At 73.8% G+C, this 14,249-nt stretch carries 7 protein-coding genes and 1 pseudogene; 6 read left to right on the plus strand and 2 right to left on the minus strand.

What is annotated here, in order from left to right; translation table 11 throughout:
- The first annotated feature begins 14 nt into the window (after positions 1–14).
- The 3 genes and pseudogenes from mca to WHN02_RS09215 all read left to right on the plus strand — a co-directional run bounded on the left by mca (position 15) and on the right by WHN02_RS09215 (position 3,962).
- Positions 15–896 carry a mycothiol conjugate amidase Mca gene (gene mca / locus WHN02_RS09205; RefSeq protein WP_434742945.1) on the plus strand — a complete coding sequence of 294 codons (882 nt, stop codon included), beginning with the start codon at positions 15–17 and terminating at the stop codon, positions 894–896.
- Between the two features lie 51 nt (positions 897–947).
- Entirely contained in the window at positions 948–1,250 is a 303-nt protein-coding gene (locus WHN02_RS09210; RefSeq protein WP_434742946.1) for a hypothetical protein, read from the plus strand.
- Positions 1,251–1,455: 205 nt separating this feature from the next.
- Positions 1,456–3,962: pseudogene (locus WHN02_RS09215) on the plus strand (putative bifunctional diguanylate cyclase/phosphodiesterase).
- 19 nt (positions 3,963–3,981) lie between these two features.
- Here WHN02_RS09215 and WHN02_RS09220 read toward each other — a convergent pair.
- The gene (locus WHN02_RS09220; RefSeq protein ID WP_434742947.1) at positions 3,982–5,028 is read right to left on the minus strand and encodes a phosphatidylinositol-specific phospholipase C domain-containing protein; all 1,047 of its coding nucleotides are present in this window, start codon (positions 5,026–5,028) and stop codon (positions 3,982–3,984) included.
- 138 nt (positions 5,029–5,166) lie between these two features.
- Here WHN02_RS09220 and WHN02_RS09225 point away from each other — a divergent pair, with 138 nt between their 5' ends.
- The 3 genes from WHN02_RS09225 to purE all read left to right on the plus strand — a co-directional run bounded on the left by WHN02_RS09225 (position 5,167) and on the right by purE (position 9,083).
- Positions 5,167–7,305 (plus strand): thioredoxin domain-containing protein, encoded by a 2,139-nt coding sequence (locus WHN02_RS09225; RefSeq protein WP_434742948.1) that lies wholly within the window; start codon positions 5,167–5,169, stop codon positions 7,303–7,305.
- Positions 7,306–7,413: 108 nt separating this feature from the next.
- Entirely contained in the window at positions 7,414–8,574 is a 1,161-nt protein-coding gene (locus WHN02_RS09230) for a 5-(carboxyamino)imidazole ribonucleotide synthase (RefSeq protein ID WP_434742949.1), read from the plus strand.
- A gap of 17 nt (positions 8,575–8,591) precedes the next feature.
- Positions 8,592–9,083, plus strand: coding sequence for a 5-(carboxyamino)imidazole ribonucleotide mutase (purE, locus tag WHN02_RS09235; RefSeq protein WP_434742950.1), 492 nt, complete (start codon positions 8,592–8,594; stop codon positions 9,081–9,083).
- Between the two features lie 17 nt (positions 9,084–9,100).
- Here purE and WHN02_RS09240 read toward each other — a convergent pair whose 3' ends face one another.
- Positions 9,101–14,218 carry an SCO7613 C-terminal domain-containing membrane protein gene (locus WHN02_RS09240; RefSeq protein ID WP_434742951.1) on the minus strand — a complete coding sequence of 1,706 codons (5,118 nt, stop codon included), beginning with the start codon at positions 14,216–14,218 and terminating at the stop codon, positions 9,101–9,103.
- Positions 14,219–14,249: the final 31 nt, after the last annotated feature.

The raw sequence follows: 14,249 nt of genomic DNA on the forward strand, positions 1-14,249 counted from the left end.
GAGGAGCGCCGACGTTGGCAGAGCAACTGCGTCTCATGGCCGTGCACGCGCACCCTGACGACGAGTCGAGCAAGGGCGCCGCGACCACCGCGAAGTACGTCGCGGAGGGGGTCGACGTCCTGGTCGTCACCTGTACGGGCGGGGAACGCGGCAGCGTCCTCAACCCCAAGCTCGACCGGCCCGAGGTGTGGGCCGACATCGCCGACATCAGGCGTGCCGAGATGGACGCCGCCCGGGACGTCCTCGGTGTCGACCAGGCCTGGCTGGGCTTCGTCGACTCGGGTCTGCCCCAGGGCGACCCCCTTCCGCCGCTGCCGGAGGGCTGCTTCGCCGCCCAGGAGGTCGAGGTGGCGGCGGGGCCGCTGGTACGGCTGATGCGCCAGTTCCGTCCGCACGTCGTCACCACGTACGACGAGGAGGGCGGCTACCCCCACCCGGACCACATCCAGTGTCACAACGTCAGCGTGGCGGCGTTCGAGGCGGCCGGGGACGCGTCGCGCTATCCGGAGCTGGGTGAGCCGTGGCAGCCGTCGAAGCTCTACTACGACATCGGGTTCTCCAAGGCCAAGATCCTGGCGCTGGACGAGGCGATGCGGGCGGCCGGCCTGGAGTCGCCGTACGCGCAGTGGTTGGAGCGGTGGGAGGACCGCCCGGACAAGGGGCCCCGGATCACCACCCGGATCGAGTGCGCCGAGTACTTCCCGGTCCGCGACGACGCGCTGCGGGCGCACGCCACCCAGATCGACCCGGACGGCTTCTGGTTCCAGGTGCCGATGGACCTCCAGCAGCGGGCCTGGCCGACCGAGGACTTCCAACTCGCCCGGTCGCTGGTCGACAGCCCGCTGCCGGAGTCGGACCTGTTCGCCGGGGTGCGGGAGACCGCCCATGTCAATTGACCGGTTCGCCCGGGGTTACCCTGGTGGGCAGCCGTACCCCGGAGGGATCCCATGCTGACCGCCGCCCAGGTGCTCGCCCAGAACAACTTCGGCAACACCCGTACGGGTGGGCTGACCGGTCCGATGGGGCTGTTCATCATCCTGGTCCTGGCCGCCGTGACGGTGCTGTTGATCCGGAACATGAACGCTCGGTTGCGGCGTCTGCCGACCAGTTTCGACCCCCCGGAGCAGCAGGCCGAGCAGGCCGAGGCCGTCCAGGTCGGGGCGAGAGTCCTCGATCCGACAGACGAGGGAACGGCACAGGAATCCTCACGGAATGCCGCCAACGGTGCCCAGCAGGACCGGAACGGGTAGTTCATTCGTGATTCACGCCGAACCGGATGGTCGCCCCCTGTTGCGACCATCCGGTTTGGCTTAGCCTTCCGCCGGGGGGACCAGACGTTCCCCGAGCCGTGCGCGGAAGGGGGAAGCCGATGCCTGTCACCACCGTGGCTACCCTCCGTGTCCTCCGGCGGCCTGCCGAGGGAGGGGATCGGTGACCTCCGACCGGGCCGGTGATGTGCACGACCGGCTCGGCCTGCGCGGAACCCCGCTCCGCGTGCTCCTGCTCACGGCCGCGGTCCTGGTGACGGCGTCGGCGACAGCCGTACTCGGCCTGACCCTGCCCACCGGTCTGCCCGACGACGACCCGCTGCCCGCCCCGGCCCGGTTCGGTATCGCAGTGGTCGCCTTCGCTGTGGCCCAACTGGCTCGGATCCGGTTCCGGACCTCGGGCGGGATGGTGAGCATCACCTGGGGCGAGGCGGCGCTGATCGTCTGCCTCCACCTGGTTCCCGCCGGCTGGCTGCCCTCCGCCGTCCTGCTCGGGGCCGGTGGCGCCTGGTGGGCCATGTCGTTGCTGCGGGACCGTCGCCCCGCCGTGGAGATCGTCCGGATCGCCGCCTCGCTGGCGGCGGCCACCGCACTGGCCGCGTCGGTCGCCACCGCGATCGGCAGCCCCCTGCTCGCCCCACCGACTGTCGGCACCGCACTCGCCCTGGTGGCGGGTGCGGTGACGTATCTGCTGGTCAGCGCGGTGCTGGGTGGGGTCCTGGTCGGGCTGCGGCACAGCGCGCCGATCGGCACCCCGCTGGTCGCCGCCCTCCGGGGCAAGCTGTTGATGTTCGTCGGTAACGTCGCCGTCGGTCTCCTGGTGGTCGCGCTGTTGGAGATCGACGCCCGGTGGCTGCTGCTGCTCCCGCCGCCGCTGTGGCTGCTCCAGCAGACGTACCGACACCGGCTCAAAGCCGACCAGGAGCACCGCAACTGGCGGGCGTTCGCCGAGGCCACGGCGGCCCTCAACCAGCTCGACGAACGCGGCGTCGCCACCGCCGCCGCGAGCGGTGCCCTGAACCTGTTCGGTGCCGAGACGGCCGAGGTGGGGGTGGCCCGCCCCGACGGGGGGTGGCGATGTCACAGGTGCCTCGCCGACGGTCAGGTGACCGTGGGGGAGTCCGATCGGCGTAGCCCGGCGAACCCCCCGAACACGAACTCGTCAGGCCGCTCGTCGTCGGGGACTCCGAGGTCGGCGAGCTGCGGTTGGTCTTTCCGCGTACGGCTCCACCCGGCGTCTGGGAACGGGACGCCGTCGCTGCCTTCGGCGACGCCCTCGCCGCCGCCCTGCACGACGCGGCGACCCACCGGGAGCTGCGCCTGGTCACCGAACGTTCCTCGTACGAGGCGGTCCACGATCCGCTCACCGGGCGGCTCAACCGGGCCGCCATGCTCAGCCAGGGCGACGTGGCGCTGCGCCAACTCGCCCACGAACACCCGGTGGCGCTCCTGCTCCTGGACATCAACCAGTTCAAGGAGGTCAACGACACCCTCGGGCACGCCGCCGGCGACGAGCTGCTCCGGTTGACGGCGAACCGTCTGGGTGGCATCGCCCGCTCCGGTGAGCTGCTCGGCCGGCTCGGCGGGGACGAGTTCGCCCTGCTGGTCACGGCGGTTCCGGTGATCAACGACCGGGGGGCTCCGATGGCGTACGCGCTGCGTCGGGCCCGGGAGGTCGCCGAGCGGCTCGCCGCCCCCACCGAGGTCGCCGGGGTGCGGATGTCGGTCGAGGTCTCGGTCGGCGTGGTGGTCGCCGCCGCCGGTTCGGCCGACCTGACCGAGTTGCTGCGCCGGGCCGACATCGCCATGTACCAGGCCAAGGGGGGTGGTGGCAGCATCGCCGCGTACGACGCCTCCCGGGACGCGGCGAGCACCGACCGGCTGGCCCTCCTGGCGGAGCTGCGGGAGGCCCTGGCCACCGACGACCAGCTGGTCCTGGCTCTGCAACCGGCTGTCGACCTGACCACCGGCGCCCCGACCGGGGTGGAGGCGTTGATCAGGTGGCAGCACCCTCGGCGGGGCTGGCTGAACCCGACGGAGTTCATCCGCCCGGTCGAGCACTCCGAGCAGCTCGGTGCCTTCACCAGGTACGTCCTGGACAAGGCCCTCGCGGTGGCGGCCGGCTGGGCGCGGGAGGGGATCAACGTCCCCATCTCGGTGAACCTGTCGGCCCGCAGCCTGCTGGACGCCCGGCTCCCGGCTGACATCGCCGACCTGCTGCGCCGGCACCAGGTTCCGCCCCGCCGCCTGGTCCTGGAGATCACCGAGACGGTGGTGATGAGCGAGTTGAAGGTCATCGACGAGGTGCTGGCCGCGCTGCGGGCGATGGGCGTCCAACTCGCCGTGGACGACTTCGGGACCGGGTTCTCCTCGTTGACCTTCCTCACCCGGATCACAGTGGACGAGCTGAAGGTGGACCGGTCCTTCGTGATCAGGATGGTGGACTCGCCGGAGGCGGCGGCGATCGTCCGGACCACTGTCGGGCTCGCCCACGAGCTGGGGTTGCGGGTGGTGGCCGAGGGGGTGGAGACCGCCGAGCAGCGGCTCGCCCTCGCCGAGTTGGGCTGCACCGCTGCTCAGGGTTACCACTTCTGCAAGCCGATCCCGGCCGACAAGATCAGCGCGGTGCTCGGCTCCATGATCGACACCACCCGCCCGAACGTCCTCCCTCTCCGGGCCGACGGCGCCTCCTGAGCGGGTGGCCGCCGGTCGGTCAGCCCCGGGGGACGACGTCGTCGAGGACGGTGGGGAGGGCGGCCCAGTCGGCCGAGGCGATGGTGGCGTACGACCGGGCCAGGAGCGCCACCCGGGCGGCGGCGGCCACCGGGTCGTTCCCGACCGCAGGGGCGAGCTTGTGGGCGTCGGTCATCACCAGCAGGTAGTGGTTGGCGTGGTACCAGGACGTGTCGATCCCGCCGTCGAGGTAGGCCGAGGTGTTCCCGTCGAAGACGACGAACCAGGGGCGCAGGGCGGTCTCGGCGTACCGGGTGCGGGGGTCCCCGGCCTGGGCGCGGAGCACGGCGGGGAAGGCCCGGGCCGAGCCGAGGGTGCCGGCGGCGCGCAGGGCGACCAGGTGGCGGGCGTACTCGACGTCGGTCCAGAGGACGTCGGTCGGATTGCCCTGCTCGACCGTTCCGGGGATCAGGTGGACGATGACCTTCCCGGCGAGCTGTGCCCGGGTCGGCCAGTTGTCGGCCCGGGCCGCCGCGTCCAGTGTGGGATGGGTCCCGAGCAGGTCGGCGGGGCGGAACACCCGGTCACCGAGGCGGGCGGCGAGGAGGGCGTCGAGCTGGGCCGGTCCCTGGCCGGTACGGCTGCTGAACCCGGTCTTCAACTCGATCTTGATCATCAGGGGGCCGGCGTCCGGGTGGGCGTCCAGCCAGAGGCGCACGTTGTCCAGGCAGTGGTCCAGGTTCCGGTTCCGGGTGCCGGTGTAGAGCTGGGCGGGGGTGGACGCCTGCACGCAGTTGTTGTCGTTGCCGAGCGGGTTGGAGTGGCTGACCCGCCACACCCTGCTGATCACGTCCGGCCAGACGTCCAGCTCGATCATGCCGACCCGGGAGTCGAGGGCCTGCGCCAGATAGGGGTAGGTCGCCTTCTCGTACGCGTTGTGGGTGCCGACCGCGGTCGTGGCCGAGATCCGGGCGGCCGGGTCGGCGGCGGACGCGGGGGTGGAGCGGGCCGGGGTGGGGGCGGCGGTGAGCACCGCAGCGACCACCGCCACCGACGTGAGCGCAGCCAGGGGACGGGTTCCGCGCATGTGTGCCTCCTTCGAGGGGCGGGTCGGCGAGACGCCGACACATGCACAGATCTAAATGCATGAGGATGAACGAGGGAAGGTCGTCCGGTGATCGCCGGCAGGCGGGCGGACCCGCTCCCGGGTGGATATGGTCGTCGGGTGAACCGACTCGTCGACGCCACCAGCCCCTACCTGCTCCAGCACGCCGACAACCCGGTGGACTGGTGGCCCTGGTGCGACGAGGCGTTCGCCGAGGCCAAGCGGCGTGACGTGCCGGTCCTGATCTCCGTCGGGTATTCCGCGTGCCATTGGTGCCATGTGATGGCACACGAATCGTTCGAGGACGAGGCGGTCGGGGCGCTGATCGACGCCGGGTTCGTGGCGATCAAGGTGGACCGGGAGGAGCGCCCCGACGTCGACGCCGTCTACATGACCGCCACCCAGGCGATGACCGGGCAGGGCGGCTGGCCGATGACCGTCTTCGCCACGCCGGACGGCACCCCGTTCTTCTGCGGCACCTACTTCCCGAAGCCCAACTTCGTCCGGCTGCTGGAGTCGGTCGGGACGGCCTGGCGGGAGCAGCGCGACGCCGTACTCCAGCAGGGGGCCGCGGTGGTCGAGGCGATCGGCGGCGCGCAGGCCGTCGGCGGTCCCACCGCCCCGCTCACCGCCGACCTGCTCGACGCCGCCGCGGCCCAGCTCGCCAAGGAGTACGACAGGGAGAACGGCGGTTTCGGCGGGGCCCCGAAGTTCCCCCCGCACATGAACCTGCTCTTCCTGCTCCGGCACCACCAGCGGACCGGGTCGGCCGAGAGCCTGGAGATCGTCAGGCACACCTGTGAGGCGATGGCCCGAGGCGGCCTGTACGACCAGCTCGCCGGCGGTTTCGCCAGGTACTCGGTGGACGGGCACTGGACGGTCCCGCACTTCGAGAAGATGCTCTACGACAACGCCCTGCTGCTGCGGGTCTACACCCACCTGTGGCGGCTCACCGGTGACCCGCTGGCCAAGCGGGTGGCCCGGGACGTCGCCCGGTTCCTCGCCGACGAGCTGCACCGCCCCGGTCAGGGCTTCGCCTCGGCCCTCGACGCCGACACCGACGGGGTGGAGGGGCTCACCTACGCCTGGACGCCCGCCCAGCTCGTCGAGGCCCTGGGGGAGGCCGACGGCCGGTGGGCAGCCGACCTGTTCACCGTCACCGACACTGGCACCTTCGTCCCTCATTCCGCCTCCGCGCCGGAAGACGGCACTCCGGACCGAAGGAAGGGCGTCGAAGACGGCACGAGCGTGCTCCGGCTGGCCCGGGACGTCGACGACGCCGCCCCGGAGGTACGCAGTCGCTGGCAGGAGGTGGTGGGTCGACTCCTGGCCGCCCGGGACACCCGACCCCAGCCGGCCCGCGACGACAAGGTGGTGGCCGCCTGGAACGGCCTGGCCGTCACCGCCCTCACCGAGTTCGTCCGGTTCGTCGAGATCGAGAACGCGACCGACCCGGGGTCGGCCGCAGGCGGACCGACCGCGACCGACCGGCCCGCCCTGGGCAGCGCGGACAACCTCCTCGCCGGGGTGGCGATCGTCGCGGACGGGGCGCTGCGGGACACCGCCGAACACCTGGCCCGGGTGCACGTGGTCGACGGTCGACTGCGCCGGGTCTCCCGCGACGGCGTCGTCGGGGAACCCGCCGGGGTCCTGGAGGACTACGGGTGCGTCGCCGAGGCGTTCTGCGCCATGCACCAGCTCACCGGGGAGGGCCGGTGGCTCACCCTGGCCGGACAGCTCCTGGACACCGCCCTGGCCCGGTTCGCCGCCCCCGGGGGCGGGTTCTACGACACCGCCGACGACGCCGAGCAGTTGGTGGCCCGACCGGCCGACCCGACCGACAACGCCACCCCGTCCGGCCGGTCGGCGATCGCCGCGGCGCTGGTGACGTACTCGGCGTTGAGCGGGGAGCCCCGGTACCGGGAGGCCGCCGAGGCGGCGTCGGCCACCGTCGCCCCGATCGTCGGCCGACACGCCCGGTTCACCGGGTACGCGGCGACAGTGGGGGAGGGACTGCTCTCCGGGCCGTACGAGATCGCCGTGGTCACCGCCGACCCGGCCGGTGATCCGCTGGTCGCGGCGGCGATCCGCCACGCCCCGCCCGGGGCGGTGGTGGTGGCCGGAGCACCGGACCAGCCGGGGGTGCCGCTGCTCGCCGACCGGCCGATGCAGGACGGACAGGCCACGGCGTACGTCTGCCAGGGGTTCGTCTGCCGCCAGCCGGTGACCACCGTCGACGACCTGCTCGACCAGCTGTAGGCAAGGGGCCGGCCCCTGTCGACGCGCACGGTCGACAGGGGTGCCCTTCTCACACTTGCCCACCTCCGGCCGAAGGCCGACGGGGACGCCGTTAGGCTTGCCGGCGAGATGGACACCCGAACCGGACTTCCCGTTGTCGGCATGGTGGGGGGCGGCCAGCTGGCCCGGATGACCCACCAGGCCGCGATCGCCCTCGGCCAGTCGCTGCGCGTACTCGCCCAGTCTCCCGACGACGGCGCCGCCCTGGTCGCCGCCGACGTGCAGTACGGCGACCACACCGACCTGACGGCCCTGCGCACCTTCGCCAAGGGGTGTGACGTGGTCACCTTCGACCACGAGCACGTACCCACCGAGCACATCGGTGCGCTCGCCGCCGAGGGGGTGAAGCTCTTCCCGCCGGCCGACGCCCTGGTGCACGCCCAGGACAAGCAGGTGATGCGGGAGCGTCTCGGCGAGCTGGGTGCGCCGAACCCGGCCTGGCGGCCGGTGGCCGACCCCGCCGACGTGATCGCCTTCGGCGACGAGCAGGGCTGGCCGGTGGTGCTCAAGGCGGCTCGGGGCGGGTACGACGGGCGGGGCGTCTGGCTGGTCGACGACGCCGCCCACGCCACCGAACTGGTCACCACCCTCCTCGCCGGGGGCACCAAGCTGATCGTCGAGGAGAAGGTGGCCCTGCGGCGGGAACTCGCCGTGCAGGTGGCCCGCTCCCCGTTCGGGCAGGTGGCGGCGTACCCGGTGGTGGAGACGGTGCAGGTCGACGGGATCTGCGTCGAGGTGCTGGCCCCGGCCCCGGGGCTGCCCGAGGAGCGGGCCGTCGCCGCCCAGCAGCTCGCCATCGACCTGGCCACCGCCCTCGGGGTGGTCGGCCTGCTCGCCGTCGAACTCTTCGAGACCCCCACCGGGCTGGTCGTCAACGAGCTGGCCATGCGCCCGCACAACTCCGGTCACTGGACCATCGAGGGGGCCCGGACCTCCCAGTTCGAGCAGCACCTGCGGGCGGTGCTCGACTACCCGATGGGCGACACCGGGCTGACCGCCCCGGTGGTGGTGATGGCTAACGTCCTCGGCGGTGAGCCGGGCGGCATCACGCTCGACGAGCGGCTGCACCACCTCTTCGCCGCCGAGCCCGGTGCCAAGGTCCACCTGTACGGCAAGCAGGTCCGTCCCGGCCGCAAGATCGGGCACGTGACGGTCCTCGGTGACGACCTGACCGACGTACGGGCCCGTGCGGCCCGCGCCGCCCGCTGGCTGACCGCCGGCCGTCCGTGAACGAGAAGAGGACCCGCATGACCACCGTCGGTTTGATCATGGGTAGCGACTCGGACTGGCCGACCATGAAGGCCGCTGGGGAGGCCCTGACCGAGTTCGGGGTCGGGTACGAGGTGGGCGTCGTCTCCGCCCACCGCACCCCGGGCAAGATGATCGACTACGGCCGGACCGCGGTGGACCGGGGCCTCAAGGTGATCATCGCCGGGGCCGGTGGCGCCGCCCACCTGCCGGGCATGATCGCCTCGGTCACCCCGCTGCCGGTGATCGGCGTACCGGTGCCGTTGAAGCACCTCGACGGGATGGACTCGCTCCTGTCGATCGTGCAGATGCCGGCGGGCGTACCGGTGGCCACCGTGTCGATCGGCAACGCCCGCAACGCCGGGCTGCTCGCGGTCCGCATCCTCGCCGCCGCCGACGAGGAGCTGCGCGGCCGGATGGTGGCGTACCAGGAGAGCCTGGAGAAGCTGGTCGCCGAGAAGGAAGCGGCACTGCACGCCACCCTCGGCTGAGAGTGACACCCCGCTGCTCACCGCATCCCGCGTAGAGCGGTCTGGAGGCGTTCCTGGGCGCGGCGGCGGCGTTCGTTGCTCGCGCCCAGGACGAGCAGGACCAGGCCGACCGGGACCAGCACCAGCCACGGCCCCAGGCTGAACAGGGCGTGCACCGCCACGACGACTGTCACCACCGCCCCGATCACCACCGGGGCCTGCTGCTGCCGTACCGAACCGAAGATCAGCACCGCCACCGCCCCGAGCAGGAGCAACACCTGACGGAGCATGCTCGAATCGGTGGCCAGCACGATCGCGCAGGTGGGGAGGAAGGCGGCGACCAACGCCGGCCCGTACGCCACCCAGCTGCTCAGGTCCGGTCGCTGCCGAAGCTCCAGGAGCCCGACGAGCAGGGCCAGGACCGCGAACGGCAGGGTGTACGCCTCGGGCAGCGCCACCTCGGCGACCCGCATCAGGATCCACCAGGCGGTGATCTCGCAGAGGACCACACCCCAGAACAGGATCCGACGCTCCACCGGCCGTCGCCTCGGACGGGTGGCCGCCAGCCCGAGCAGCGCCCCCCAGGCGGCGAGCAGGGCGGCGATGTGTCGGGGTGAGTCGAAGGCCAGTGCCAACGCGATGAGCGCTGCGGCGTACCCGCTCCACTCCACGGTGGCCGCCTCCCGGTACGCCTGGGGACGGCGCAGCCGGGGCAGGGTCGCGGCGACCACCTGCAACGCCGCACCGACGGCCAGCACCCCGAACGCGGACCAGACCGGGGCCAGGCCGACGACCAGACCGAGGGTGAGCACGAAGAGCTGCGCCTTGAGCGAGGCGAAGAGCCAACCGAGGATGCGGGCCCGCTGGGTCCTGCCGAACAGGGCGGCGACCGTACCCACTGCGGCCCCACCACCCAGGGCCTGGAGGGTCAGTCCCTGGGTGGCCAGCGCCCCGGCCAGTCCGGCACCCCCGGCGGCCAACCCGATCACGAAGGCCAACACCCGCGCCGAGCGCAGCGAACGGGCCCGCTCCAGCCGGGACGGGGGACGGGCCAGCGCCAACGCCAACATGGTGAGGGCGAAGACGACGAGTCCGGCCGCCGCCCCCGCCGGCCAGGGCCGACCGAGGGATACCGGGGTGATCAGCAGGGTCACCGCCACCCCGGGGAGCACCACCGGGACGGCCCGGGACCACCGGCCGGCGGTGAAACCGGTCGCGGCGAGCGCCGCAGTGCCGGTGAGCAGCAGCGCCGTCAACACGTGGGTGGCGTTCACCGCACCCGGGGGCGGGGTGAGCAGTTCCGGGGGCGGCCCCTGCCAGATCCGGGTCAACGTCCGGTACGGCTGCACCAGCGCGGCCAGCAGCGCCGGTGCGACGGAGACGACGGCCAGGACGACGGGGACCGCGGCGGCCGCCAGCGCCCCGGCGGCCGGGTTGACCCGCCACCGGGGCGTACCGTCGTCCGGCCCGCGACGCAGTGCCCCGTCGACGAGCATCGACCAGCGGTGTAGCGGCCGGGCGGTCTCGACCGGTGGGTCGGTGGCCACGCGCAGCAGCTCGGCCAGCACCCCGAGCAGACCCGCCACTGCGGCGTAGACCCCGAAGGGGAGGCCGGCGAAGACGGCGGCCAGGGCGCTGACCGTGGCACCGACGGCCACGCCGGCGCTGGTGTACGGCAGGTACTGCGGGATCCGACGCCGGAAGGCACCGACCAGTGCCAGCCCCAGGCTCGTGGCGGCCAGCGCCGAGGTCACCACGACCTGCGGGGAGTCGCCGAACCCGGCGGCCAGCGCGGCTACCGCACCGGGGGCGGCCAGCAGCGCTGCCCCGGCCGCCGCGCCACCCACCTGGGCCAGGTGCGGCGGCAACCCTTCCGCCTCGATGTCGACCTGCCCGGCGGCGACGACCCGGGCGACGGCGGCCACCGTGACGCAGATCAGCACGACGGCACCGAGGGCCAGGGCGGTGCTCCACGGCCGGGGCAGCCCGGCGGCAGCGGCGTACAGGCCGAGGATCCCGGCCATCGTGGCCCGGGACAACGCCGCCCGGGGGTCCACGGCGGCCACCGCCGCCATCGCGTAGCAGGTGGCGACCATCGCCCCCACCACCACCGGCGACCACCAGGACAACCCGAGGGCAGCCGGTACGCCGATGGTGGCGAGCACGGCGGCGGCACCGGACACGTCGTACTTCCAGGGGGGTGGCAGGAGCACCGCGGCGGCCACCCCGAGCAGCGCCAGGGCGGCCGGGGCCTGCCACGCGCCCCCGGCCGGCACCATCGGCCAGCCGGAGAGGTCCCCGGCCCAGATCGGGCCGGGGGTGGCCAGGACGGCCAGTCCGCTGCGCACCGTCGACCAGCCGGCGATCAGCCCGATCAGCACACCGCCGACGGCGACGCCGAGGACCGGACCGCGTCGCCACTGCTGCGGCAGCGCCCGGGCGGTCACCGCGACCACCAGGACCAGGATCGCGGCGACCACCAGTTGACCGCCGGGGGTGACCACGGCCGCGACCCGGACCATCGTGGCGACCAGGGCGGTGGTCACCGCGGCCAGGGCGAGGTCCGCCGCGTCCAGGGAGACGTCGGAGGGGCGGCGGGCGTCGATCATCGGGGTGAGCACCACGAGGGCCGTGGCGACCAGCACCAGGCCGCAGAGCCACAGGTCCGCCGCTGTGGTGCCGGGGGCGACGAACGCGGCGGCGCAGACCACCAGCGCGCCGAGACCGGTCCCGGTGGCCAGGGGGGTGGGTACGTGCCGCTGGGAGACCTGCACGAGCGCGGCGTGGCCGAGGGTGACGCAGACCGCCAGGAAGCTCGCGGCCAGCACCGGGACGGTCATCTCCCGCAGGCTCGCCGGGGTCGGGGTGGGGTCCACCGGAACCGTGGCGGTGACGAAGGCGGCCACCGACCCGGGCAGGGCGAACGCCGCGCCGCCCGCCGCCCACGCGGTGACGGTCTCCGCTCCGGCCGGTGCCATCCGGAACCGGGGCACCAACGCCGCCGCGATCCCCGCCAGGCAGAGGACCAACAGCACGACGCTGGTCACCGCCGGGCGGGCCAGGGCCGCCCCGGTCCCGACCGCGCCGATCAGCGCCGCGGTGACCACGTGGACCAGCGCGGACCGTTCGGTCCGGGCGGAGAGCCCGGCAAGTCCGATGCCGACGGCGGCCAGCACCATCGGCCACGGGGCCGCCGCCCACCCCAGGCCGAACGAGGCCGGTACGGCCAGGGCGGTAAGCGCCACGCCGACCACCGCGAACTCCCGGCGGATCTGCGGCGGCAGCGCCAGGACGGCGGCCACGGTGAGCAGGAGAGCGGCCAGCGGCAGCTGCCAGGCGGCGGCTCCGGTCGCGTCCGCCAGCACCCGGGGGTAGCGGTCCAGGTCGGCAGCCCAGGCGGGCAGCGCGGCCCACACGGGGGCGAGACCGGCCCGTACCGCGTCGAAGGCCACCACCAGCCCGCAGACGGTGAGCGCGGTGGCGGCGGCGAGCTGGGGACCCCGGCGGGCCGCCTCCGGCACCGCCCGGACCGCGAGCCCGGTCACCGCGATGACCGCCGCGATGACCAGCACCGCCCGACCGGGCAGGGCGACGGCGGCGATCCGGCTCGCCGCGACGATCACGGCGAGGGTCACCACCCCCGCCCCGACGTCGGGCAGCGGCGGCCGACGGGCGGCGAGCGTCCCGGCCAGGCAGAGCGCTGCGGCCAGCAGCAGCGCCGCGCCCGCACCGACGGCGACCGGCACCGTCGCGGCACGCAGCAGGCCGATCACCGCGAGCGCCAGGGCGAGGACCACGGCGATCGCGTGCAACACCCAGGTCAGCCGGGCCAGACCGGGCACCGGCCGGGCCGGTCCGGTGGGTCGACCGGTCCGGGCGGGTCGGGGTACGCGGCCGGACTGGTGCCCGCCCAGCACCTCGGCACGCTCCTCGGGTGCCGTCTCGGGGCGGCCCTCGGCCCGGCGGTCCCGAACCGGTTCGGGCAGGTCCCGGCGGACCGGGCGTTCCACTGTGAGCGGGGACCGGGCGAGCCACAGGTCGAGACCGGCCACGGCGGTGAGCACCAGGGCCCAGCCGACCGCGCCGTCGACCCACCCGTACGCCAGTGCGGGCAGGATCGGCTGGGCGGCCAGGACGGTGGCGAACCGGGGGGCGCGCAGCCCGGTGAAGCGGGCGTACAGCAGCGCCGTGGCGGTGGTCCCGCCGAAGACCAGCGCGACGAAGAGGGCACCCGGGAACCCGCCCGACCCGATCCGGTCGACGCTCCACAGGGCGTACCCGGCCAACGGCAACAGGAGCAGCCCGACCACGGAGATGGTCTCGGCGGTGGAGGTGAGCCCACGACGGGCCAGCACCGGGGGGACGAGCAGCATGACCACGGTGGCCAGCAGCAGGATGCCCAGCCGCCCGAGGGCGTCCATGGAGGTGCCGGCCAGGATGGCGAAGACCACCGCGGCCACCCCGAGCAGCAGTGCCCCCAGCCCCAGCGGGATGTTCTGCACCTCGCGGGAGGAGGCCTCGGGCGGGTTCTCCGGGTCGTCGGCGTCCAGCCAGATCGCGTCCGGCCGTCCGGGCGGGTCCTGCGGCGGCGGGACGGTGCCCTGCCGGGGGACCCGGGAACCCCTCCCGGCCCCGGTCCGCCGGGGATCGGCCGGATCCGGGCCGACCTTCGGGGTCCGGGGCCGCCCCGCGTCGGCGGGTCCGGTGTCCGCCCTCCCGGGGGCGTCGGCCCCCGGTCGGCCCGCTCCGGCCTTGCCCGGTGGGGTCTTCGGGGTGCCGGTCCGGCCGGACGGTCCGGTGCCCTGCGCCGGCGGTGCGGCTGCCGCCTTCGACGACTGTGTGGCCCCGGCGGCGTTCGCCGGTCCCGACGGGCGGCGGGTACGCCGGCGGAGCACCCGGTGCGGTCGGGTCGACTTGTTGAGGCCGTCCTCACCGGCGTGCGCGAGAATGTCCCGCTGGAAGAGCGCGGCCTGCATCTTCTGGGCGATCTGCCGCTGCTCGGCGGCGATGGCGGCCTCGCGCGCCTTCATCTCCGCGATGGAGCGTTCGATCTCCGCCAGATGCTCGGCCCACTGTGGCTGGGTCGCCCCGCAGTGCGGGCAGTGGGCGGCCGGCTTGCTCTCCTGGCCGCACGAGGAGCACTGGAAATCTTTCACGACACCCCTCCCGGCCGACCCGCACAGTGGA

This window comes from Micromonospora sp. SH-82, assembly GCF_051132485.1.
GTDB lineage: Bacteria > Actinomycetota > Actinomycetes > Mycobacteriales > Micromonosporaceae > Micromonospora.